Here is a 21,350-nt window from a genome sequence, read left to right as displayed (position 1 = left end):
TAACCTACCAGCCTTTTTCATTTAGCTTTCGGACGATATCAATCTAGGTTGCGTTCAATCTCTTCGCGCTCAAAGATTTCGATCACATCGCCAGCACGAATGTCGTCATATGCCTCGAAGGCCATCCCGCACTCTTGTCCTGACTGGACCTCGGCCACTTCGTCTTTAAAGCGCTTAAGTGTCTTGAGCGTTCCCTCGTGAATAACAACGTTGTCGCGGAGCAGACGTACTCCAGCGCTCCGACGCGCCACGCCTTCGGTCACAAGACAGCCAGCCACTTTGCCAACGCCAGTAACTTTAAAGACTTCACGAATTTCAGCGTATCCGATGAACTTCTCGCGAATTTCGGCAGATAGCAGGCCGCTCGCTGCTTTCTTCACATCGTCTACAAGATCATAGATGACAGAGTAGTAGCGAATTTCGACGCCCTTCTGGTTTGCACTGTTACGCGCAGGCGCATTGGCCCGAACGTTGAAGCCAAACACAGGTGCGCCGGAGGCTTCAGCAAGGCTGACGTCGCTTTCTGTGATTGCGCCAACACCAGAGTGTAGAACGCGAACGCGGACTTCGTCGTTTCCGATTTTTTCCATCGCTTGCACGATGGCTTCAGCAGAACCTTGTACATCGGCTTTCATAACGATTGGCATTTCGGTGACGTTTTTGTCATCTTTTGCTTTCGCCATCAGCTGCTCAAGCGTCGTCGCAGCACCTGCTGCAGCACGCTTCTCTTTGGCTGCACTTTCACGATACTCAGCAATCTCGCGGGCCTGTGCCTCTGAACTTACTACGTTGAGTACATCGCCAGCCTCTGGTGTGCCATTCAGACCAAGAACCTCTACAGGCACAGATGGCCCAGCTTCTTGGACGCGCTCGCCCTTGTCGTTGATCAAGGCACGAACTTTACCGAACTGCTCACCAACGACAAAGATATCGCCTTGGCGGAGTGTTCCTTTTTGAACCAGAACAGTTGCAACAGGACCTCGTCCGACATCAAGCTGTGCCTCAATAACGGCTCCTTCTGCAGCCCGATCTGGGTTTGCTTTCAGCTCGAGAATTTCGGCTTGAAGGGCAATGGCATCGAGCAGTTCATCAAGGCCTTGACCAGTGATTGCTGATACTTCTACGTCTTGAACATCACCAGACATGGCTTCAACAACAACTTCGTGCTGTAGCAAGTCAGTGCGTACCTTGGTCGGGTTTGCAGCGGGTTTGTCGATTTTGTTGATTGCAACGATCATCGGTACCTTAGCCGCCTTTGCGTGGTTGATCGCTTCGATAGTCTGAGGCATCACCGCATCATCGGCTGCGACAACAAGAACAACAATATCCGTAACTTGCGCGCCGCGCGAACGCATAGAGGTAAAGGCAGCGTGACCTGGTGTGTCCAGGAACGACAAGACCGCACCACTTTCTGTTGTGACCTGATAGGCACCGATGTGCTGCGTGATCCCACCAGCTTCGCCAGCAACCACTTTTGCGTCGCGGATCGCATCAAGAAGTGATGTCTTGCCGTGGTCCACGTGACCCATGATCGTAATGACTGGAGGACGTGGTTTAAGGTCTTCCGCGTTTTCCGGCACCTCTTTAATCACATCTTCAACATCAGATGCTGAAACACGTGTCATTTTGTGGCCAAATTCTTCGATGATCAACTCAGCCGTGTCGGCATCAATGGTCTGGTTCTGAGTAACCATCATACCCATATTCATCAGGGCCTTAACAACATCAGCAACACGCTCTGCCATACGGTTGGCGAGTTCGCTTACAACAATTGCTTCGGGTAACTGAACTTCACGGACGATTTTCTCACGCTCAACGTTTTGACCCATCGCTTTTTGGCGAGCGCGCTCTTGTTGACGTTTCATGGCAGCCATTGAGCGCTGTCGTCCACCCTCACCGCCAGACAACGCCTGATTGAGAGTGAGCTTACCGCTACGGCGGCCTTCGTCGCCCCGAGCCTTATTGGCTTTGCTACGATCGTCCCGATCGTTAGTTTCGACTTTGCGACGGTCGGCCATTGGCTTGGCCGCTGTGCGGCTGGCGCCGGCGTCTGCATCGGGTGCAGGTGCAGCAGCAGCGCGCTTTGCAGCTTCTTCCGTTTCGCGGAGCTTGCGCGCATCGTCTTCTGCTTTGGCGCGTGCGCGCTCTTCACGCTCTTTTTCTTCGCGTTCTTTTTCTTCGGCTTCTGCGCGACGACGCATACGCTCTTCTTCGCGCTGCTTTTCTTCAGCTGCGCGCTGTTCTTCTTCGTCTGATTCACGCGCTTTTGCTGCTTGAACAGCTTTCAGCCGACGCTCCATCTCCGCATCGGTTATGCCGCCAGGCCTGTTGCTTGAGGCAGCAGAAGATTTGTTGCCGCCAGCGCCCGCACCCGATGTCGCGACACTGGGTTTGGGTACGACAACGCGTTTGCGCTTCGTTTCTACCACCACATTCTTGGTGCGCCCGTGGCTAAAGCTTTGCTTTACGTTGCCAGACCGCGGACCGCCGCGGAGACCAAGTGTCTTTTTGCCGTCGCTATCGCTCATTCGATATACTCATCCTTTCATGCGCCCGTCGGGCGCGGTGGGCCGAAAGCCCTCTAGTCTTGTTGCTTCCTCTATAACACGAGATGCCAAACCTCCAGCATCTAAGGCCGCATGAACTGCGAATTCTCGCCCAAAGGCGGCCCCTAGCTCGTGTCGTGCGAGGCATTCAAATGTTTTTCCATCGCCCCAAAGCCGAATCTTTGACTTTTCGCGTGGTGAGCCATCGCTTGCTTGAAACAGAATGCTTGCGCGTTCGCTCGTCGTCCAGTCTTTCACTTTTGTGGAGCCTGTAACCGCTCCACCAGATTTACGTGACAAGCCAAGCAGGCTAATCACGCGCTTCAAAAGCACATTTTCAACAAACTCAACCAAGTTATCAGGCACTTTAACTTGCTCTTTTGCCGAGCGGCTGAAGAGATTTTTCTTGGCAGCTAGAGTGAGCGCCTCTTTATTGGCGCTCACCCAAATACCACGACCAGGCAATTTACCTGCAACGTCAAAGGCCAGGGTCTGATCTGGTCCGACAACAAATCTAAGAAGCTCCGATTTGGGGCGCAGCTCTCCAGTTGCAATGCATTTGCGCACTGCATCTTGTGAGTCTTTCCCTATGATCTCGGCGTTTGTTGTCATCAATACCCTGACTTATTCCGCGTCTTCTTCTTCGACGTCGTGGTCTGCGGTTTCGAGTTCAGCTGGATCAATCCAACCAAGTTGAATGCGGGCTGACATCACGAGGTCTTGAGCTTCTTCAAGAGTGATGCCGAAGGGCTCCAAGATGCCGTCATCTTTGACGCGTTCGCCTTCAACACTTGTCCAGCCACCGGCCAGTTCCCAGTCAGCGCAGGTTGCGAAGTCTTCGAGCGTTTTGACATCGTCTTTAGCCAGAGCTTCCAGCATTTGAGGAGACATCTCGCCAAACTCCGCCAAGCTGTCTTCCAGGCCAAGCGAGCGAGCATTTTCCATCGCAGCTTTTGCATCGGCTTCAAGTATATCGCGCGCACGTGCCTGAAGTTCGTTGGCTGTGTCATCGTCGACGCCTTCGATAACCAAAAGCTCGTCAACCTCAACATAGGCGACTTCTTCAAGTGTGGTGAAGCCTTCTGAAACCAGCAGTTGTGCAAAGAACTCGTCAAGGTCCAGTTTGTCCATGAACAGTTTCGTACGAAGCTCAAACTCACGCTGGCGACGCTCGGATTCGTCCGCTTCTGTCATGATTTCGATCTCAAGGCCTGTCAGCTGTGAAGCGAGACGGACGTTTTGACCGCGGCGGCCAATCGCAAGGCTCAACTGCTCATCTGGAACAACGACTTCGATACGTTCGGCTTCTTCATCCAGAACAACTTTAGAAACTTCTGCTGGCTGCAGGGCGTTCACAAGGAATGTCGGTACATCTTCGTTCCAAGGAATGATGTCGATCTTTTCGCCTTGCAGCTCGTTTACAACAGCCTGAACACGGCTGCCGCGCATACCGACGCAGGCGCCAACAGGATCGATGCTGTTGTCATAAGAAATAACAGCAATCTTGGCGCGCGAACCTGGGTCGCGAGCAACAGCTTTGATTTCGATGATACCTTCGTAGATTTCTGGCACTTCCATTTTAAAGAGCTCAGCCATGAATTCTGGCGCTGTGCGGCTCAAGAAGATCTGTGGGCCACGTGCTTCGCGGCGTACATCCTTGATGAAGCAGCGAATGCGGTCGTTCGGACGGTAGCTTTCACGACCAATCTTTTCGTTGCGGCGCAAGATGGCTTCTCCGCTGCCAACATCAACAATAACGTTGCCATATTCTTCGCGCTTTACAACGCCGTTGATGATTGTGCCTGCACGATCTTTGAACTGCTCAAACTGGCGATCACGCTCAGCTTCGCGAACTTTCTGAAGAATAACCTGCTTTGCGCTTTGCGCCGCAATCCGGCCCATCTCGACAGGGGGTACTTCTTCAACAAATGTATCGCCAACCTTTGGATCGTCGAGGTAAAGCTTGGCCTGTTCGACGGTCATTTCTGCCTGATAGTTTTCCAGCTCTTCTTCGTCTACAACGGTGCGGACGCGCGTAAATGTGGCTTTGCCTGTCTTGCGGTCAATCGCAACGCGAATGTCCATTTCAGCGCCGTAGCGGCTTTTGGCTGCGCGCGCGAGGCTTTCTTCCATGGCTTCGATAACAAGCACAGGGTCGATCATTTTTTCGCGGGCTACGGCCTCTGCGGTTTGCAAAAGCTCTAGCTGGTTGGCGGATGTGATTGCCATTTACTCGTCCTCCTCAGACTCAGGCGATTCTTCAATATCTACTTCTCCGCCGTCCGCATATGCGCCAGCGGCTTTTCGTTGTCTCAGCATTTCTTTGATTAGTTCGTCGGTCATGACGAGCTTGGCTTCCACAAGCCATTCGAATTTAAGCCCAATCGTGCCTTGATCAATGGTGAGCAAAACTTCGTCACCTTCAACGCCAGCGAGCTCACCACGAAAACGCTTTTGTCCGTCGATCATTTCACCTGTTTCGACTTTGGCCTCGAAGCCTTCAAAAGTGTCAAAGTCTTTGAGACGGGTCAGTGGGCGATCAATACCAGGGCTAGAAACCTCAAGCGTGTAGGCATCTGACAGTGGATCTTCGACGTCGAGCAAAGCACTAACAGCGTTGGAGATGGCGGCGCAGTCATCGACTTCAATGCCGCCTTCAGGACGCTCAGCCATGATCTGTAGTGTTTCAACTTCACCACTTAGCAGACGAATGCGCACAAGCTCATAACCCAAGTCCTCAATGACGGGGGTTACGATTTCGGCCAAACGTTTGTCTCTGGCGGATTTAGCAATCAGGTTCGACATTTTTCTCTTTGCTCAAACAAAAAAGCGGGCCATGCGGCCCGCTGTATAATTCGGTGGTGCGCTGGTAGTCAGCACGCCGCTGTTGAGCAGGTGTGTAGTCGCAATGTTCAAAGGATGCAAGGCCGAATCACTTAGGCTTGAAGTGCGATATCGTCCATGATCTCTGCCAATGCCGCGCTGATCCTTGGCTCGGAAAGAGCATGTCCCGACAGGCCCACAATTTGGAGTTCGGCTTTTTCCATGGCCGTGGCCAGTTCATGCGCCGAAACGGGCGGGCAAATCATATCAAATCGGCCCTGAACAATCCGAGTTGGAATATGTGAAATTGTTGCGCTGTTCTCCAATATGAAATTGTCACTGTCGAGGAATAGCCGATTGTGAAAGTAGTGATTTTCCAAGCGCGCAAAGGCGCGGCAGAACGCGTCATTGGGGATGTAAAAGTTGCCCTCAGACTGTATCGACGCGAGCGTGTTTTCCCATGCTGTCCAAGCTTGTGCACACTTCAATGCTTCGGCATCGTCTGTGCCAAAGAGTCGCTTGTTATAGGCGCTGACCAAATCATTGTGTTCTGCCTTGGGAATCGGGTCGAGAAAGCGCTCCCATATATCGGGCCAAAAGGCTCCAGCTCCACCACCATAAAACCAGTCAAGTTCGGTCTGGCGCCCAAGAAAAACGCCGCGTAGCGTCATTGACCTAACTGGTTCTGGATGGGAGATTGCATAAATAAGGGAAAGTGTGGCGCCCCAGCTTCCGCCAAAAACGTGCCATAAAGAGATCTGGAGTTCGTTACGGATTGTTTCAATGTCTCGAACCAAATCCCAAGTTGTATTGTTTTCGACCGATGCGAAAGGTTTTGACCGTCCGCACCCGCGCTGATCAAATAGTATGATACGGTAATGCCGAGGATTGAAAAAGCGCCGCATCGCTGGGCTGCACCCACCGCCAGGACCACCATGAAGAACCACGACGGGAACGCCGGTCGGATTGCCTGACTGCTCAACATAGAGCATATGGCCGTTACCTGCGTCGATCATCCGCCTGTCAAAGGGTTCAATTGAGGGATAAAGTCGCGCACGAACGTTTTTTTCATCTACGGATTCGTGCATGTCGTATCTTTCCAGACGTATCAGAGAAATTTGAGGGCCCGACTATGCAAAACCAGACCAGAACAGTTGATCCAGCCGAGCTCGCCAAGTTTGAGGCAATGGCTGCCGAATGGTGGGACCCAAACGGCAAGTTTCGCCCTTTGCACCTGATGAACCCGTGCCGGCTTGATTATATTACGAAGCAAATTGCGGCGGAGTTCAATCGCAATCTGGCTGAACCTATGCCGTTCAAAGGTATTCGGATTATTGATATCGGTTGTGGTGGAGGGCTTTTGAGCGAGCCGCTTACACGCCTAGGGGCCGATGTCTTGGGCGCGGATGCCGCAGAAAAGAATATCAAAGTTGCAAAGCTACATGCCGAGCAGGACGGCCTTAAGATAGATTATCGGGCTGTTACGGCAGAGGCTTTGGCGGATGCAGGAGAGCGGTTTGATGTTGTGGTGAATATGGAAGTTGTTGAGCATGTTGCCGACCCGCAGGACTACCTGATGGAATGCTCAAATCTGCTGAAGCCAGGGGGGCTGCATATCTGTTCAACTATCAACCGCAATGCAAAGAGTTTTACGATGGCCATCATTGGTGCAGAATATGTGATGCGTTGGCTGCCCAAAGGTACGCATGAGTGGAAAAAGTTCATTTCGCCTGATGAGCTTTTTGAGTTTATCGAAAAAGCTGGAATGCAACCAATTGATCGCAAAGGGTTTGTGTTTAATCCGATCAGTTGGAGCTGGAAGATTTCTGATCGTGATTTGAGCGTTAACTATGTAACCGCTGCTAAAAAGCCTGCTTAATCACTCACCGCTCTCTAGCTTTAGGCGCATCTCACGCAAAACGGGAATTGCCGCACGAATATCATCAGCGCCCTTCTCATCTACAAGTGTCCTGATGATTGGCTCGATTGCCGAAAGCGCGGCATCCCGCGCTTGTCTGCCAGCGGGGCTGATAGCAACCATTTTGCGGCGCGCGTCATCCCAATCTGGGCGGATGTGCACATATCCCGCCCACTCAAGCTTGTTGAGTGTGTTGGTCATCGCCCCTTTGGTGACATGGAATACCTTTGCCAGCTGGGCGGGCGTTTTCTCGGAATTGGTGTATGCTAAATGGGTCAGGACAGAGAAATGCGAAATCTCCATTCCTGCAGGTAGAATGCGTGTGAGTTTGTTTCTCAATAGCTGATCTGTGGCCAGAATTTCGCTGACCAGCGTGATTGCCAAAGAGCTTTGTTTATTGTTCATTGCGGCCCCTCAAACACTCTGGATTGCGTTAGGGATGCCACGCGCGAACGCGCTCTGGATACTTCGGCGAGATCGATGTCAAAACAAGTAACACCTGCCTCAACGCCCACATCGATAAGCACTTCGCCCCAAGGGGACACAACGAGAGAGTGTCCATAGGTGCGCCTCTCTTTCCCGTCTTTCGTATAGTGCAAGCCTGTCTGCGCGGGGGCCAAAATATATGCGCCATTTTCAATCGCACGGGCACGCAAGAGTGCATGCCAATGGGCTCGGCCTGTTGTCTGCGCAAAGGCAGCGGGAACAGTCAATATCTCAGCGCCAGCTTGTGCCAATGTGCGATACAGATGTGGAAAACGAACATCATAGCAGACAGATAAACCAACGACGCCAAAATCTGTTTTGGCTAGAACCGCTTTTGTTCCACGCTCGTAGGTTGCGCTTTCCCGGTAGCTTTCGGTTTCGGAAATATCGACATCAAACATATGAATTTTATCATACTTCGCGACAACTTTTCCCATCTGATCAATCAGAAAAGATCGGTTCGCAAACTTTCCTTCGACAGCTTCACTTTTCACCCCCAAAGACCCAATAAGAATAGATACTTCATGAGTCTCTGCGAGAGTCCTCATTCGTGCTAAAAATGGGTCGTTCTGTTCGAAATGAAGAACGTCTGAAAGCGTGGTCTTTGACGCTGCAATGCAATTTGAAACTTCGGGAGTCAGAATGAATTTCGCACCGCATTCAACTGCCTCAATCACGTAAGCTTCACATGCAAGCAAATTGGCCTGTGGATCGGGTGTGGAGGTGAGCTGAACCAGTGCAACTTTCATCAGGCTTTCCCCAATGCTCCGTCAAGCTTTCCAGAGCTCTCAAGTGCGTAGAGGTCGTCGCACCCGCCAATTCCGATCCCATCGATAAAGATTTGCGGTACAGTGCGTGCACCACTGGCGCGCTCAATCATTTCTGGTTTGAGTTTTGGGTCCGACAGAATGTTGTATTCAGTATAGTCTACGCCTTTGCTGTCCAAAAGGCGTTTGGCAGCATGGCAAAACCCGCAGAGTGGGGAAGTGTAGATTTCAATATTTTTCATTTGGCCCTCAAAGATCAGTGTTGAGGCGGAACTTAATCATTCTTTGCTGCACGTGCCAGAAAAACCACCCGCACACTCGCAACATCGTGTTTAAGACAGGCCTCAGTCGCAGCACTAAGGGTCGCTCCCGTGGTCATAACGTCGTCTACAAGTACGATGTGGCGGCCTCGCGTTTGAAGTTCTATTTTGGAATTGAAGCTGATTGCATTTTGAAGCCAGAGTTCACGCTCTTCTCGATCGAGTCCAAAAAGTGGTGGTGTACGCTTGGTGCGCTTCAGCAATGAAGGAGGATGCTCAAATTTACCTATTCGTGCGAGGCTCTGTGAAAGAAGCTCTGATTGATTGTATTTACGCCTGAGGAGGCGGGTCCAATGAAGCGGGACAGGCGCGATGATAGGGTTTTCGGGCAATATCGGTTGCAGGGTCTTCATCAGCCAAGGTCCTGCGGCTGTGGCGATTTCAGCACGATCCGCGTATTTAAGTTCCCAAACAAGCTTCTTTGCGCCGTCTCTATAAAGAAAGGTTGCGCGTGCGGCTTTCCATTTTCGTGGCGTATGGAGACAATCGTCGCAGAGCTCTTCATGGCTTGATGGGCCAGGCAGCGGGCTTCCACAACCGTTGCACACAAGGCCTGCTATGAAATGTGATGCAAGCCAGCATTTGCTACAGAGACCAACTTGACCTTCGATATTTGTGCCGCAGCTTAAACATGCGCTTGGGTAAACTGTGTGAACTAGTGTTTGTATCCCTGACCGCCAGCCCATATTCCTAAACCATGACATCTCGTGACCTACACACAGACCGCGCCGCCTTGAAGCGCCAACGCCAGCGCGCATTTCTTGGCGAGGCGGCTTTTGTGCATGAGGCAGCGATTGATGAGATGGAGTATCGGCTAAGCTTGGTTAACAGAACGTTTACCAAGCCACTACTGATCTCAGGTGCCCCGACAATCTGGCAATCAGCCTTTCCCAATTTCACGCCTATTGCCGACGAAGAAACATTGGATTGCAAACCCCAGTCCAATGACCTGGTTTTGCACGCTATGTCACTCCATTGGGCCAACGACGTGGTTGGACAGCTTATTCAGGCGCGCAATGCGCTGATGCCAGATGGGCTGTTCATTGGGTGTATGTTTGGCGGAAGCACCCTGAGTGAGCTTCGCAAATGTTTGAGCGAAGCTGAGATCGCGCTGACAGGCGGCCTTAGTCCGCGTGTTGCAATGTGTGCCGAGATTCGTGATCTCGGACAATTGATGCAGAGAGCGGGATTTGCACTTCCTGTTGCGGATAAAATCACACTTACAGCAAGCTATGACAGCATTTTTCATCTGTCTCACGACTTAAGGCGTATGGGGGAGGTAAGTGCGCTGGCTTTGCGCAAGCGTACCTTTGAAAAAAGAGAGTTGTTCCGCCTTGCCGATGAGATTTATAAAGAGCACTTCTCAGATGACAATGGCCGTATCATTGCGACCTTCGAAATTGTCTTTCTCACAGGCTGGGCGCCGCATAAAAGCCAGCAAAAACCGCTCAGACCTGGCTCCGCTCAAGCCCGTTTGGCGGACGCTTTAAAGACAAATGAGCTTAGATTTCTTGACCCTGACGTACATACAAAGAACGGTGACACCTAGATGCAAAAGCCAACACAAGCAGACTTCGATGCAAGCCATTTGCCCGTAGACCACCCCGAAGTTAAGAAACCAAAGATTGGTGTCTTGATGGCGAATTTGGGTACGCCAGACAATTACGATTACTGGTCGATGCGGAGGTATCTCAACGAGTTTTTGTCAGATCGCCGGGTGATCGATTACGCTCCGTGGAAGTGGCAGCCGCTGTTGCAGCTTATCATCTTAACCAAGCGACCGTTTACGAGCGGTGCAGCTTACAAATCAATCTGGAATGAAGCTGAGGGCGAGAGCCCATTGATGACGATTACAAAAGAACAGACAGCTGCTGTGCGTGAACGGCTTGAGGCAGAGTATGGCGGGGAGGTCATGGTGGATTTCTGCATGCGCTATGGCAATCCCTCGACAGACAGCAAGGTTGCTGAGATGATTGCTGCTGGCTGCGACCGTGTGTTGTTTTTCTCGCTTTATCCGCAATATGCGGGTGCAACGATGGCGACAGCCAATGACCAGTTCTTTCGTGCAATAATGAAAGAGAAGTGGCAGCCTTCGATACGTACGGTTGCGCGCTATTTTGATGATACCCGTTATATTGATGCGTTGGCGCGCTCGATTGAAGCATCCGTGGCGGAAATGGACGAGCGCCCAGAAACACTTGTGGTGTCTTATCACGGTATGCCAAAGCGCTATTTGCTTCAGGGTGATCCGTACCATTGCCAGTGCCAAAAAACGACGCGGCTATTGCGGGAGCGGCTTGGCTGGAGTGACATCGAAATTGTAACAACCTTCCAGTCTGTTTTTGGTCCGGAAGAATGGCTCAAGCCTTACACCGTAAAAGAAGTGGCGCGTCTCGCAGAAGAAGAGGGTAAGCGGCGCATTGCCGTTGTAGCGCCAGCATTTTCAGCTGATTGCATCGAAACGCTTGAGGAAATCAACGAAGAGATCAAGGAAGCCTTCGAGGAAGCTGGCGGCGAAGTCTTTCATTATATTCCTTGCCTGAACGCAGGCGAAGAGCATGTCACGTTTCTTACGGATCTTATCAAAGAGAATATACAGGGCTGGTAAAACAAAAAACGGCAGCCCGAGGGCTGCCGTTTTGTTTTTCCCCGAAGGAAAAAATTAGTTTCCTACTGCTGCCGCAACTGCGATCAGAAGAAGGAGTGGGATAGCCATGCCACCTGAAGAACCAGCTGCTTCTTCGACGATCACTGGTGCTTCGATGATTGGGTCTGACATGTTACCAGCTGAAGCTGCAGAAGCTGCGGCTACAAATGCTGTCGCGATAACGAGTTTCTTCATTTTTTCCTCCAGAACTTGAACGCGTGAATTAAGCACGGTCCAATACTTGTTTCGTAGTTCAGTCTTAATCAGTATAACAAGGGCTTTGCAAACCTAATGTAGTGCTTTGCCGCTCAACTCCGTCCACGTATCGTCAAATTAGCAACACTTGTGTGCCAACTTTTGTCAACTCAAAGAGTTCGGCGATATGTTCGTTGTAAAGCCCAATACAACCGTTTGATGATCGTCGACCAATTTTTCGCGTATCGTGTGTTCCATGGATGCGATAATATGTCCACGACAAGTAGAGCGCGTGCGTTCCAAGAGGGTTATCTGGACCGGGCCCTACGAACTCTGGCCACTCTGGGTTGCGCTCGCGCATAGAAGGCGTAGGTCGCCAGCTGGGTCCCTCAACCTTTTGTACAATTGCCGTCCGGCCAAGGCGCGTAAGGTCTTCTGTGAGCGGGACGCTGGTTGGGTAAAGTTTGTAGATTGATTGATCTTCAGACCAATAATGCAAGGCTCTTGACGTCGTATCTACAAGGCATGCCCCATTTTTTAAGTTGTCAAAATAGGGCTCCCAGCTCAGTGAGCGGAAGCTTGAAATATTGCGGCGTACCACTTCGCTCAAGTCTCGCTCGACTTCAACGGTTTCTGCGCCGTTTAGGCTGGTTGTTTGCGACAAAGCAGGTGTAGCCAAAAGGGCGGTTGAACCCGTTAAAAAACCACGGCGGCTCATTGAACTATTAAAATTTGACATCGGACGTCTCCGGTAACGTTATCAGAGCCGTATATATGGTTCTTGAGCCTCAGTCGCAAATCAAACCTTTGTAATAGGCTGTTTTGATCAGAACGGGATTTGCGTGAGCCGAGAAACCCCGCTAAAGCAAAACAGCAAAATCTTTTCGAAAGGGTTGTTATGCGCTTTATTGGTTCTATTCTGGTTGCAGCTGTTTTGTTGACCGCGTGTACAGCAGGCACGACAACGCCGCAAATGGGGGCTGACGGCAAGCCGTTGCCCAAACTTTACCGTATCTCCAACCATGCCACGAATAAGATTCAATTTCGAATTCTTGATTCAGTGAATTCTCTCCGTCTGGCCGCCGGTACTTCCGAAGTTGCTATGAATGCGCAGCTGATTGCCGCTGCGGAGACACATTCTCGTGACATGTCAGCGCAAAACCGACCTTGGCACTTTGGGTCTGATGGCTCTTCTCCCATCGACCGCGTCCTCCGGCTTGGGTACTCTGGGCCATTGCTTGGCGAGCTGATTTCCGAAACTTATGAAACTGAGCTTGAAACGCTTGGGGCATGGATGGAAAAGCCTGATACGCGTGCAATACTACTAGACAAGCGAGCGACCAATATGGGCTTCGCATGGTATCAGGAAAGCACAGGCAAGATCTGGTGGACGCTGATCATGGGCGGCTAAGTGCCCCAGTCTTTTCAGAAAAAGGTTTGTGAGCTTACTGCTTGATCAGAATAGGCGTACCGTTTTTGACCATTGAATAGATTTCTTCCATTTGTCGGTCAGTCACCGCAATGCATCCAGCTGTCCAATCGCGTTTGCCGTCTCTATATTTCTTGGGTCGACCATGGATAAAAATATCGCCTCCAGGGCTTTTCCCAAGCGCACGCGCACGGGCGATGTCGTCGACGTTCGGATATGAAATACCGATAGAGAGATGGAACTCACTGTTCGGGTTTCGACGATTGATGATGTATTGGCCTTCGGGTGTTCGCCCGTCGCCCTCAATACGTTTGTGCCCTCGAGGGCTGAAGCCGAGGTGAACATTGTAGGACTTGAGCACACGGGTCCCGTTCAAAAGATAGAGTTTACGGGCGTCTTTTTCGACCAGGACTTGTGTGACCGCCGGGCCAGTATAGCTTTTGAATTTGGATGAAGAGCATCCAGCCAACAACAAAATTGATATGAGAACTCCAAAGAATTTTACCGCACGCATATTTTTGCTCGCATTTGCCTACAGTGGCTACTTACCAACCTTCCTTAAATGCTGCACTCTTTTTTGCTTAATCTAGTTGGTATTTTTCCAAAAACTGCTTCTTTGACGCGTTATAGCAGGACAGCAGCGCCGAAATTTCAATTTGATTGGCTGCTTGCTCTCCTTGGCGGCATTTTTCCGCAAAATCCTCAAATCCGAGATTGAGGGCGCTTCCCTTTAGAAAATGCATGCTTGCCGGCAGTTCGGCGACGGGCTTGTCAATCAGGGCTGCAAGCTCTTCTTCGACCTCTTGAAGAAAAACTTCAACAATTTCACCAAAATCATCTACCCCGATGTCCTCGCGGAGCTCGTCTGCTTTGTTCCAGTTGATCATGGTGGCCAAACCTTTCTGTGCCAAGACACGTTACCGACTGGAAGTTAAGCGAAAGCAAAAAGACCTGTAAAAAGTGACTAGATATCTTCACTTGGGCTTAAGGCGATATGGCTAGTTTACTAGGGAAGCGGTGTGCTGAACATGCCCAGGGTAATAAATGCAAAGCAGCAGGCATCATATCGAAGCGGGACAGATAGACAGCAATCTTGTGCTTGTCGTTGATGATAGCCGTTTGCAACGCAGCATTCTGCGCGCCAGCCTAAAAAAATGGGGCTATCGCGTGGCTGAGGTGTCTACCGGTGATGAGGCTCTGGACTTCTGCGAGAACAAACAGCCTGACCTTGTGATCAGCGATTGGATGATGCCTGGGATGGATGGCATTGAGTTTTGTCGTCGTTTCAAGGCGCTTGATACGGAGCGATTTGGCTACTTCATCCTGCTTACATCCAAAAGTGACAAGTCGGAAATCGCGCAGGGGCTCGATGCAGGAGCTGATGACTTTCTCACAAAGCCTGTGAGTTCTGCCGAGTTGCGCGCGCGCTTGGTGGCGGGCGAACATATTCTCAACATGGAGCGATAACTTACACGTAAAAATGAACTTGTAGAAAGCACATTGGGCGAGCTGAAATTACTTTATGACAAGATCGATAGTGATTTGATCGAAGCGAAACAGCTCCAACAGTCTTTAGTGCGAGAGCGGTTTAAAGACTTTGGCACAGCCGCAATTTCGCTGATGTTGCAGTCCAGTGGGCATGTGGGAGGTGATCTTGTCGGATACTTCCCCATCAACGATCAAGAAATAGGACTTTTTGCGATTGATGTCTCCGGACATGGCATTAGCTCGGCCCTTATGACAGCGCGGCTTGCGGGCTATATGTCGGCGGCCTCTAAGGACCAGAACATCGCGATTGAAAAGGGGCCTGATGGCACGTTCTACCCCATTGCTCCAAGTGAAGTCATCGCAAGGCTCAACAACCTTGTGCAGAGCGAGATGACGACTGAACACTATTTCACCTTGGTTTACGCAACTGTGCATTTGCAGACTGGGAAAATAACGGCGGCGCAGGCAGGCCATCCGTATCCTTTGGTACAGCGCAAGAATGGTGATGTGGAAGCTGTTGGTACTGGGGGTTTGCCTGTCGGGTTGGTACCTGATGCACGCTATGAGCAATTTGACGTCACGCTTCAGAAAGGTGACCGGTTGATTATTTTCTCTGACGGTGTGCCTGAATGCATGAGCGAGACTGGCGTCTTTTTTGACGATGAAAACCTAGTGAACTTTATGCGCGACTGGAAGAGAAAGCGTGGGCCAAACTTTCTTGATGGCCTCTTGTTTGAGCTGGATAGATTCGCGGGAAGTAGGGACTTCTCTGACGATATTTCGGCTATTCTGTTAGAGTTTGAGGGCAACTCAGTCTGATCTCATGGCTTGCACCTATGTGTTTGCGCTATTAGGTGCAGAGCGAACAGACAGATTGGTAAAGCCCGATGGAAAACGCGACACATGTAAACTGGGATGAAAAGATCCTGCCTTTTGAATTGCGGATCTCTGACAGTCGTGGACGGATCGTGCGTCTGGATCAGACCGTCAATGACATTCTGGCCCAGCACAACTACCCCAAACAAGTTGAGTCCCTTATTTCTGAAATGGTCGTTATTACGGCTCTCTTGGGAAGTATGATTGAACCAAGGTGGAAGTTATCTCTGCAAGTTCAGACCGACGGGCCTGTGCGCATGATTGCGACAGATTATTTTGCGCCCTCTGATACAGACAAAACTGCCAGTATCCGCGCCTATGCGAGCTATGATGCAACGCGCATCACAGACGGCAAGCCGTTTGATCAGCTTGGCAAAGGTTATTTTGCTGTGCTCGTCGATCAGGGACAGGGCACAAAGCCTTATCAGGCGCTTTCCCCTCTTGCAGGAAGCTCAATCGCAGAGGCAGCCGAGGCTTATTTTGCGGCTTCAGAGCAGATCGCAACCAAGCTCGTTGTTGAGCACGGTGAGACCTATATGAAAGGCGTTGGCACGCAGTGGCGCGCGGCGGGTATGCTTTTGCAGCACTTGCCCAAATCACTTAAGAGCGAAGGCGGCAATCCTGACAGCGAAAAAGAACTGCGAGAGCACGCTCTGCGCAAGGATGAAGATTGGAATAGGGTCAATATCCTTCTCAAGACCGTCGAAAGTCTTGAGCTTCTTGGCCCTTATGTTTCTCCACCAGAGCTTGTCTGGCGGCTGTTCAATGAAGAAGAGCCAGCTGTTTATGATGCGCGCACTGTGAAATTTGGTTGTACCTGTTCGGAGGAACGCGTGCGTCAGAGCCTCTCGATTTACGGTGTTAAAGACATTGAAAAGATGACAACTGAAGACGGCAAGGTGACCGCTGACTGCCAATTCTGTAGCCGTCACTTTGAACTTGATCCTGCAACAGTCGGCCTTGAGGCCAAGTAGCGCTTTGGAGCAGATAATGCAGATCAAGGCCGCGCTGACAAAGGCGGGGCGAGTCTCATCTGACTATGATCTGAATCCCGATGTGATCCCCGTGGAGCAAGGGATCAAAAGCCCTGCTGCGGTCCTGATCGCTTTGATGGAGCGTGACGGCTTGCTTTCGGTGATTTTGACTAAGCGAGCTCAGCATTTGCGCCATCACCCAGGACAGATTGCTTTCCCAGGTGGGAAGGTTGAGTCCGATGATGCCTCTGCAGAAGCTGCCAGTTTGCGTGAGGCATATGAAGAGATTGGCTTGCCGCCTGAGAATGTGGAGATATTTGGGGGGTTACCCGAACATCTTACTGTGACGGGTTTTACTGTTCAGCCAATCCTCGGATTTGTGCATCGGCCTTTCACACCCGTTTTGGATGAAGGCGAAGTGGAGGAGATCATTTATGCGCCTCTCTCGCACCTGATTGATCCGACGAAATATTCTGTCCAGAGGCGGCAGTTTCGTGGGACATATCGAAAATACTATACGGTTCCCTATGGTCCGCATTACATTTGGGGGGCGACAGCGCGCATGACGCTGGGCTTGGCGGAGCGGATTTCAGGGTGACACAGGTATCAGGCATATGGCTTGAAGATCGGGCCGCCCAGGCGCTTTTGGGAGCGCTGGAAGCGGAGAGTCATCAAGCGTATTTTGTTGGCGGCTGTGTGCGAAATGCTCTGCTTGGCCTGCCTGTGAAAGATCTTGATGTCGCAACGAGCGCAAGGCCCGAAGTCGTGATTAAGATCGCGAAAGCACTGGGTTTCAAGCCTGTGCCCACAGGGCTTGAACATGGAACGGTGACTGTTGTTGGCAAGGGCTCAGTCCTTGAAGTAACAACTTTACGCAAAGATATAGAGACGGATGGACGCCACGCTGTCGTTGCGTTTTCGGACCGACTCGAGGATGATGCGGCGCGGCGCGATTTTCGGATGAATGCGCTATATGCCGACCGAAGTGGAACTGTCACTGACCCAACAGGCGGCGTGGCAGATATTGAAGCGCGCAAGATTTGCTTTGTTGGGGCTCCTGATCAGCGGATCAGAGAAGACTATTTGCGTATTGTGCGGCTCTTTCGGTTTGCGGCGCAGTTGGGCTTTGGCGCTGAGGGGATCGATCCTCTTGCGGCACAGGCTGCGGCGCGGCTGAGTTATGGGCTGCGGCATGTTTCTATCGAGCGGCAGACTTCCGAAATATTGAAGCTACTTGAGTCAGATGAGTTGATGGATACGCTGCACTTGATGCAAGAAACAGGCGTGTTGGCGCGAATTTTGAGAGGCGTGAGCCTGCCTGTTTTGCAGCGCTTCGTTGACTTTGGCGAGAGTGAGCCTGTGGCACGGTTGGCAGCGCTTCTGGTGTTTTCGGGTGAGATGCCACTGCGGCTTTCCAAGAAAGAGCAGCGCTTGTTTGATGCACTGCGCAGCTTTGCTTGGAGCACTCAGAGCGGCGAGGAACTGGCTTATCAGGCTGATGCGCTAACTGCCAGAAAAGCGGTCTTTTTGCGGGCGGCACTGGTGGGTGGTGAAGCTGATGTTTCGCGCCTAGAGGCGGCAGCAGAACAGCATTTTCCACTGGCAGCGAAAGACCTGCCACATTTGTCTGGCAGGGCGCTAGGGAGCACTCTCAAGCATGCAGAGAGGGCGTGGATTGCCTCAGGATTTACTCTCTCTAAAGAACAGCTTTTAGACGAGAAATGAGGAAAGCACTTCATCGTTCGTGATATCGCGCGCGCTGAAGCCTTTGTCGTTGGCGAGGCGCATAAGGCGTTCGAAACTCTCAGGAGTATCGGTCTCGATCCCGATCAGTACAGAGCCAAAGTTGCGCGCTGATTTCTTGAGATATTCAAAGCGCGTGATGTCATCATGTGGGCCAAGAAAGCCGAGAAAATCCTTCAGCGCGCCAGGACGCTGCGGCATGCGCAAGATGAAGTATTTCTTGAGGCCTGAATAGCGCTGGGCGCGTTCTTTGACTTCGGGCAAGCGTTCAAAGTCAAAGTTGCTACCCGAGACGATACAAACGACTGTTTTGCCCTTTATCTCCGCGCGCATATCTTTGAGAGCATCGATGGTAAGCGCTCCTGCTGGCTCAAGTACAACGCCTTCAATATTGAGCATTTCGATCAGGGTCGTGCAGAGCCTATCTTCGCTGATTTGCAAGTGAACTTCGTCTTTATAGGGGCGCAGCTTTTCATAGGTAAGCTGGCCTATCTCAGCAACGGCGGCACCGTCTACGAAGGAGTCAATGCGCGCTAAGGGTACCGGTTTGCCAGCCTCTTGCGCGGCGGCGAGACATGCGCCGCCGGACGGCTCAATAAAAGCGTAGTGAGTTTCGGGGCCAAAGTAGGATGTTACGCCTGCAGAAAGGCCTCCGCCGCCGACGGGCAGCACGATCAGATCAGGCGCTTGGCCGAGCTGCTCTTCGATTTCGGCGGCCACTGTGGACTGACCCATGATAACGTCTTCGGCGTCAAACGGGGACAGGAAGATGCCTTGCTCAGCCTCGCAATAGGCTTTGGCGGCGGCGAGGGTTTCATCAAAGTAATCGCCCACCAGCTTGATCTCAATGAGGCCTCCCCCGAAGGTCTTTGTCTTCATTATTTTTTGGCTAGGCGTTGTGACTGGCATAAAAATACGACCACGCACGCCAAGGTATTTGCACATGAAAGCAACGCCTTGGGCGTGGTTACCCGCGCTCGCACAGACGAAAAGCGGTGAGGTCTCGCGGCCCTTCATCGCGTTGATCATAGCGTTGAAAGCTCCACGGATCTTGTAGGAGCGCACAGGGGTCAGGTCTTCGCGCTTTAGCAAGATATCGGCCCCATATATCTCGGACAGGTGTGCGTTGCGCTGAAGCGGGGTGGCTTCAAAGACGTCGCGCAGCTGAGCTGCGATCTGGCGGGAGGCGGTTTTCATATTATCCATCTGTTTTTATTCTACCACGAAGGCCAGCAAAGCAAGGGGCTGCGCTTGCGGAGCGGCGCAAAAAGCGCTACCTCGCGGCAAACGAGACAAGAGGAAAGTATGATGTCGGCTCCCAAAAAAGTTGTCCTTGCGTATTCTGGTGGTCTGGACACCTCCATCATTCTCAAGTGGCTTGAGACAGAATATGGCTGTGAGGTCGTGACCTTTACGGCCGATCTGGGCCAAGGCGAAGAGCTGGAGCCTGCCCGCGCCAAAGCGGAGCTGATGGGTGTGAAAGACATCTATATCGAAGATGTGCGCGAAGAGTTTGTGCGAGATTTCGTCTTCCCGATGTTCCGCGCGAACGCTGTTTACGAAGGTCTTTACCTGCTTGGAACCTCGATCGCACGGCCGCTAATTTCTAAGCGCCTTGTCGAGATTGCTGAAGAAGTTGGTGCTGATGCTGTGGCCCACGGGGCGACGGGCAAGGGCAATGACCAAGTGCGCTTTGAGCTTGCTTGCTATGCACTTAATCCCGACATTAAGGTGATCGCGCCTTGGCGGGAGTGGGATTTGACCAGCCGCACAAAGCTGATTGATTTTGCTGAGAAGCACCAGATTCCGATTGCCAAAGACAAGCGCGGTGAGGCGCCATTCTCTGTGGATGCGAACCTTCTGCACACCTCATCGGAAGGCAAGGTTCTGGAAGATCCTGCTGAAATGGCACCTGACTATGTGTATCAGCGCACTCTAAGCCCTGAGGAGGCTCCGAACGAAGCAGAATACATCGAAGTTGGCTTTGAGCGCGGCGATGCTGTGAGCATCAATGGAGAAGCGATGAGCCCTGCTACGATCCTGACGAAGCTCAACGAGCTGGGCGGGAAGCATGGGATTGGGCGTCTCGACTTTGTTGAGAACCGCTTTGTTGGTATGAAATCCCGCGGGATTTACGAGACACCTGGCGGGACTGTTTTGCTGGAAGCGCACCGTGGTATTGAGCAGATTACGCTTGATAGCGGCGCCGGCCATCTGAAGGACAGTCTGATGCCGCGCTATGCCGAGCTGATTTATAACGGCTTCTGGTACAGCCCCGAGCGGGAAATGCTGCAAGCGGCGATCGACAAGAGCCAGGAGCATGTGACGGGCACTGTGAAGCTGAAGCTATACAAAGGGTCTGCGACATGTGTCGGCCGCTGGTCAGACCACTCGCTTTATTCGGAAGCGCATGTGACGTTTGAAGACGATGCGGGGGCGTATGATCAGAAGGATGCGGCGGGATTCATCCAGTTGAATGCTTTGCGCCTGAAGCTTCTGGCGGCACGGAATCGTCGGCTGAAATAATCCTCTAAAAGGTTAAAAATCAAACAATATCAAGCGGGTCTGTGCAGTATAGCATGGGCCCGTTTTGTCTTTGTGGCCCCTGCGTTTTTCAGGGTTAACGGTTCAAGATATGCCTGTTTCTAGGGGGGTGATATGCGTGCATAACCTGTGCACAACCCGTGCACCGCCTGAAACGGGTTTGCGTTAAGGGAAAATTAATTAATTCAACGTGCGCTTGTCGCAAGGTTAAGGGAGCGAACGCTTCTGGGGCGCGCCATACTGCTGAAAAAAATGTGGAGATTGGATATGAATGAAATCGCGGAGGGAATTGCGCGGGGGCTGGAAGGCAAGAGCTTTGAGGGCTCTTTGAAGTTTGATTGTGGCACAGAGGGGGTGATGATCCTGCGAGATGGAGGGGTCACGACCGAGGACGGGCCAACGGACTGCACTCTCAAGATCAGCAAAGAGAATCTTGGCAAACTTCTCACTGGAAAGCTGAACGCGATGACAGGTGTGATGACGGGGAAGCTGAAAGTCTCTGGGGATATGTCTGTGGCGATGCGGCTGGCGAAGCTTCTTTAGGTTTCGCATTTTCGCTTTGCGAAAACCCGACCCGTTGAGGGGGGCCTGCCC

The 21,350-nt window shown here is 51.7% G+C and carries 25 protein-coding genes and 1 pseudogene; 11 read left to right on the top strand and 15 right to left on the bottom strand.

Going from position 1 to position 21,350, the window contains the following annotated elements; all coding sequences use genetic code 11:
- Window positions 1–38: 38 nt before the first annotated feature.
- The 5 genes from infB to pip form a co-directional block, all read right to left on the bottom strand.
- On the bottom strand, window positions 39–2,528 hold the full coding sequence (gene infB / locus P8O11_RS00485) for a translation initiation factor IF-2 (RefSeq protein ID WP_271437371.1): 2,490 nt from the start codon (window positions 2,526–2,528) through the stop codon (window positions 39–41).
- A 9-nt stretch (window positions 2,529–2,537) separates the two neighbouring features.
- Window positions 2,538–3,158: an RNA-binding protein gene (locus P8O11_RS00480; protein ID WP_300290510.1), complete on the bottom strand. Its 621-nt coding sequence runs from the start codon at window positions 3,156–3,158 to the stop codon at window positions 2,538–2,540.
- 12 nt (window positions 3,159–3,170) lie between these two features.
- Window positions 3,171–4,775, bottom strand: coding sequence for a transcription termination factor NusA (gene nusA, locus P8O11_RS00475; protein ID WP_273498493.1), 1,605 nt, complete (start codon window positions 4,773–4,775; stop codon window positions 3,171–3,173).
- Window positions 4,776–5,351: a ribosome maturation factor RimP gene (gene rimP, locus P8O11_RS00470; protein ID WP_273496500.1), complete on the bottom strand. Its 576-nt coding sequence runs from the start codon at window positions 5,349–5,351 to the stop codon at window positions 4,776–4,778. It abuts the gene before it with no gap.
- A 131-nt stretch (window positions 5,352–5,482) separates the two neighbouring features.
- On the bottom strand, window positions 5,483–6,457 hold the full coding sequence (gene pip / locus P8O11_RS00465) for a prolyl aminopeptidase (protein ID WP_300290503.1): 975 nt from the start codon (window positions 6,455–6,457) through the stop codon (window positions 5,483–5,485).
- Window positions 6,458–6,501: 44 nt separating this feature from the next.
- Between pip and ubiG the strand changes: the two genes are divergently transcribed.
- Window positions 6,502–7,248: a bifunctional 2-polyprenyl-6-hydroxyphenol methylase/3-demethylubiquinol 3-O-methyltransferase UbiG gene (ubiG, locus tag P8O11_RS00460; protein ID WP_300290501.1), complete on the top strand. Its 747-nt coding sequence runs from the start codon at window positions 6,502–6,504 to the stop codon at window positions 7,246–7,248.
- Here the strand turns inward: ubiG and P8O11_RS00455 are convergent, their stop codons facing one another.
- The 5 genes and pseudogenes from P8O11_RS00455 to P8O11_RS13735 all read right to left on the bottom strand — a co-directional run.
- Window positions 7,249–7,692, bottom strand: a complete 444-nt coding sequence (locus P8O11_RS00455) for a MarR family transcriptional regulator (RefSeq protein WP_089893849.1) — start codon at window positions 7,690–7,692, stop codon at window positions 7,249–7,251. It lies immediately after the preceding gene.
- Entirely contained in the window at window positions 7,689–8,522 is an 834-nt protein-coding gene (locus P8O11_RS00450) for a carbon-nitrogen hydrolase family protein (protein WP_300290497.1), read from the bottom strand. The genes P8O11_RS00455 and P8O11_RS00450 overlap by 4 nt, the downstream gene beginning before the upstream one ends.
- Window positions 8,522–8,782, bottom strand: a complete 261-nt coding sequence (gene grxC / locus P8O11_RS00445) for a glutaredoxin 3 (RefSeq protein WP_300290495.1) — start codon at window positions 8,780–8,782, stop codon at window positions 8,522–8,524. The genes P8O11_RS00450 and grxC overlap by 1 nt, the downstream gene beginning before the upstream one ends.
- A 32-nt stretch (window positions 8,783–8,814) precedes the next feature.
- Window positions 8,815–9,213 carry a ComF family protein gene (locus tag P8O11_RS00440; RefSeq protein WP_300290493.1) on the bottom strand — a complete coding sequence of 133 codons (399 nt, stop codon included), beginning with the start codon at window positions 9,211–9,213 and terminating at the stop codon, window positions 8,815–8,817.
- A gap of 138 nt (window positions 9,214–9,351) precedes the next feature.
- Window positions 9,352–9,546, bottom strand: a pseudogene (locus P8O11_RS13735) (double zinc ribbon domain-containing protein); the annotation flags it as partial.
- Window positions 9,547–9,557: 11 nt separating this feature from the next.
- On the opposite strand from P8O11_RS13735, the gene P8O11_RS00435 reads away from it, so the two are divergent.
- Both P8O11_RS00435 and hemH read left to right on the top strand, forming a co-directional pair.
- A complete protein-coding gene (locus tag P8O11_RS00435; RefSeq protein WP_300290491.1) occupies window positions 9,558–10,409 on the top strand; it encodes an SAM-dependent methyltransferase in 852 nt (283 codons plus the stop codon).
- Window positions 10,410–11,468, top strand: coding sequence for a ferrochelatase (gene hemH / locus P8O11_RS00430; RefSeq protein WP_300290488.1), 1,059 nt, complete (start codon window positions 10,410–10,412; stop codon window positions 11,466–11,468).
- Between the two features lie 54 nt (window positions 11,469–11,522).
- Here hemH and P8O11_RS00425 read toward each other — a convergent pair whose 3' ends face one another.
- Together P8O11_RS00425 and P8O11_RS00420 are read right to left on the bottom strand one after the other, a co-directional pair.
- Window positions 11,523–11,702, bottom strand: a complete 180-nt coding sequence (locus P8O11_RS00425; protein WP_300290486.1) for a hypothetical protein — start codon at window positions 11,700–11,702, stop codon at window positions 11,523–11,525.
- Window positions 11,703–11,835: 133 nt separating this feature from the next.
- Window positions 11,836–12,441: a L,D-transpeptidase gene (locus P8O11_RS00420; protein WP_300290484.1), complete on the bottom strand. Its 606-nt coding sequence runs from the start codon at window positions 12,439–12,441 to the stop codon at window positions 11,836–11,838.
- A 159-nt stretch (window positions 12,442–12,600) separates the two neighbouring features.
- On the opposite strand from P8O11_RS00420, the gene P8O11_RS00415 reads away from it, so the two are divergent.
- A complete protein-coding gene (locus P8O11_RS00415) occupies window positions 12,601–13,113 on the top strand; it encodes a CAP domain-containing protein (protein ID WP_300290482.1) in 513 nt (170 codons plus the stop codon).
- Between the two features lie 34 nt (window positions 13,114–13,147).
- Here P8O11_RS00415 and P8O11_RS00410 read toward each other — a convergent pair whose 3' ends face one another.
- A complete protein-coding gene (locus tag P8O11_RS00410; RefSeq protein ID WP_300290480.1) occupies window positions 13,148–13,645 on the bottom strand; it encodes a L,D-transpeptidase family protein in 498 nt (165 codons plus the stop codon).
- Between the two features lie 67 nt (window positions 13,646–13,712).
- Window positions 13,713–14,018 (bottom strand): Hpt domain-containing protein, encoded by a 306-nt coding sequence (locus tag P8O11_RS00405; RefSeq protein ID WP_300290478.1) that lies wholly within the window; start codon window positions 14,016–14,018, stop codon window positions 13,713–13,715.
- A gap of 157 nt (window positions 14,019–14,175) precedes the next feature.
- Between P8O11_RS00405 and P8O11_RS13730 the strand changes: the two genes are divergently transcribed.
- The 5 genes from P8O11_RS13730 to P8O11_RS00385 all read left to right on the top strand — a co-directional run bounded on the left by P8O11_RS13730 (window position 14,176) and on the right by P8O11_RS00385 (window position 18,194).
- A complete protein-coding gene (locus tag P8O11_RS13730) occupies window positions 14,176–14,598 on the top strand; it encodes a PleD family two-component system response regulator (protein WP_367186806.1) in 423 nt (140 codons plus the stop codon).
- A 33-nt stretch (window positions 14,599–14,631) separates the two neighbouring features.
- On the top strand, window positions 14,632–15,438 hold the full coding sequence (locus P8O11_RS13725) for a PP2C family protein-serine/threonine phosphatase (protein ID WP_367186805.1): 807 nt from the start codon (window positions 14,632–14,634) through the stop codon (window positions 15,436–15,438).
- A gap of 68 nt (window positions 15,439–15,506) precedes the next feature.
- Window positions 15,507–16,469 carry an Hsp33 family molecular chaperone HslO gene (locus tag P8O11_RS00395; RefSeq protein ID WP_300290476.1) on the top strand — a complete coding sequence of 321 codons (963 nt, stop codon included), beginning with the start codon at window positions 15,507–15,509 and terminating at the stop codon, window positions 16,467–16,469.
- Between the two features lie 16 nt (window positions 16,470–16,485).
- Window positions 16,486–17,067, top strand: a complete 582-nt coding sequence (locus tag P8O11_RS00390) for a CoA pyrophosphatase (protein ID WP_300290475.1) — start codon at window positions 16,486–16,488, stop codon at window positions 17,065–17,067.
- Window positions 17,064–18,194: a CCA tRNA nucleotidyltransferase gene (locus P8O11_RS00385; RefSeq protein ID WP_300290473.1), complete on the top strand. Its 1,131-nt coding sequence runs from the start codon at window positions 17,064–17,066 to the stop codon at window positions 18,192–18,194. The genes P8O11_RS00390 and P8O11_RS00385 overlap by 4 nt, the downstream gene beginning before the upstream one ends.
- On the opposite strand, the gene ilvA is transcribed toward P8O11_RS00385, so the two are convergent.
- A complete protein-coding gene (gene ilvA, locus P8O11_RS00380) occupies window positions 18,180–19,418 on the bottom strand; it encodes a threonine ammonia-lyase IlvA (protein WP_300290471.1) in 1,239 nt (412 codons plus the stop codon). The two genes, P8O11_RS00385 and ilvA, sit on opposite strands and share 15 nt — an antisense overlap.
- A gap of 102 nt (window positions 19,419–19,520) precedes the next feature.
- On the opposite strand from ilvA, the gene P8O11_RS00375 reads away from it, so the two are divergent.
- Together P8O11_RS00375 and P8O11_RS00370 are read left to right on the top strand one after the other, a co-directional pair.
- Window positions 19,521–20,738, top strand: a complete 1,218-nt coding sequence (locus P8O11_RS00375; protein ID WP_300290525.1) for an argininosuccinate synthase — start codon at window positions 19,521–19,523, stop codon at window positions 20,736–20,738.
- A 285-nt stretch (window positions 20,739–21,023) separates the two neighbouring features.
- Entirely contained in the window at window positions 21,024–21,299 is a 276-nt protein-coding gene (locus P8O11_RS00370; RefSeq protein ID WP_300290469.1) for an SCP2 sterol-binding domain-containing protein, read from the top strand.
- The last annotated feature ends 51 nt before the right edge of the window (window positions 21,300–21,350 follow it).

It is taken from the genome of Lentibacter sp., assembly GCF_029254145.1.
Taxonomy (GTDB): Bacteria; Pseudomonadota; Alphaproteobacteria; order Rhodobacterales; family Rhodobacteraceae; genus Lentibacter.
This window is presented reverse-complemented; position numbering and strand designations above follow the sequence as displayed.

Bases quoted from the DNA above. Each gene is read 5' to 3' on its own strand.
- infB (WP_271437371.1), bottom strand. From the start codon at position 2,528: ATGAGCGATAGCGACGGCAAAAAGACACTTGGTCTCCGCGGCGGTCCG.
- P8O11_RS00480 (WP_300290510.1), bottom strand. From the start codon at position 3,158: ATGACAACAAACGCCGAGATCATAGGGAAAGACTCACAAGATGCAGTG.
- nusA (WP_273498493.1), bottom strand. From the start codon at position 4,775: ATGGCAATCACATCCGCCAACCAGCTAGAGCTTTTGCAAACCGCAGAG.
- rimP (WP_273496500.1), bottom strand. From the start codon at position 5,351: ATGTCGAACCTGATTGCTAAATCCGCCAGAGACAAACGTTTGGCCGAA.
- pip (WP_300290503.1), bottom strand. From the start codon at position 6,457: ATGCACGAATCCGTAGATGAAAAAAACGTTCGTGCGCGACTTTATCCC.
- ubiG (WP_300290501.1), top strand. From the start codon at position 6,502: ATGCAAAACCAGACCAGAACAGTTGATCCAGCCGAGCTCGCCAAGTTT.
- P8O11_RS00455 (WP_089893849.1), bottom strand. From the start codon at position 7,692: ATGAACAATAAACAAAGCTCTTTGGCAATCACGCTGGTCAGCGAAATT.
- P8O11_RS00450 (WP_300290497.1), bottom strand. From the start codon at position 8,522: ATGAAAGTTGCACTGGTTCAGCTCACCTCCACACCCGATCCACAGGCC.
- grxC (WP_300290495.1), bottom strand. From the start codon at position 8,782: ATGAAAAATATTGAAATCTACACTTCCCCACTCTGCGGGTTTTGCCAT.
- P8O11_RS00440 (WP_300290493.1), bottom strand. From the start codon at position 9,213: ATGAAGACCCTGCAACCGATATTGCCCGAAAACCCTATCATCGCGCCT.
- P8O11_RS00435 (WP_300290491.1), top strand. From the start codon at position 9,558: ATGACATCTCGTGACCTACACACAGACCGCGCCGCCTTGAAGCGCCAA.
- hemH (WP_300290488.1), top strand. From the start codon at position 10,410: ATGCAAAAGCCAACACAAGCAGACTTCGATGCAAGCCATTTGCCCGTA.
- P8O11_RS00425 (WP_300290486.1), bottom strand. From the start codon at position 11,702: ATGAAGAAACTCGTTATCGCGACAGCATTTGTAGCCGCAGCTTCTGCA.
- P8O11_RS00420 (WP_300290484.1), bottom strand. From the start codon at position 12,441: ATGTCAAATTTTAATAGTTCAATGAGCCGCCGTGGTTTTTTAACGGGT.
- P8O11_RS00415 (WP_300290482.1), top strand. From the start codon at position 12,601: ATGCGCTTTATTGGTTCTATTCTGGTTGCAGCTGTTTTGTTGACCGCG.
- P8O11_RS00410 (WP_300290480.1), bottom strand. From the start codon at position 13,645: ATGCGTGCGGTAAAATTCTTTGGAGTTCTCATATCAATTTTGTTGTTG.
- P8O11_RS00405 (WP_300290478.1), bottom strand. From the start codon at position 14,018: ATGATCAACTGGAACAAAGCAGACGAGCTCCGCGAGGACATCGGGGTA.
- P8O11_RS13730 (WP_367186806.1), top strand. From the start codon at position 14,176: ATGCAAAGCAGCAGGCATCATATCGAAGCGGGACAGATAGACAGCAAT.
- P8O11_RS00395 (WP_300290476.1), top strand. From the start codon at position 15,507: ATGGAAAACGCGACACATGTAAACTGGGATGAAAAGATCCTGCCTTTT.
- P8O11_RS00390 (WP_300290475.1), top strand. From the start codon at position 16,486: ATGCAGATCAAGGCCGCGCTGACAAAGGCGGGGCGAGTCTCATCTGAC.
- ilvA (WP_300290471.1), bottom strand. From the start codon at position 19,418: ATGGATAATATGAAAACCGCCTCCCGCCAGATCGCAGCTCAGCTGCGC.
- P8O11_RS00375 (WP_300290525.1), top strand. From the start codon at position 19,521: ATGTCGGCTCCCAAAAAAGTTGTCCTTGCGTATTCTGGTGGTCTGGAC.
- P8O11_RS00370 (WP_300290469.1), top strand. From the start codon at position 21,024: ATGAATGAAATCGCGGAGGGAATTGCGCGGGGGCTGGAAGGCAAGAGC.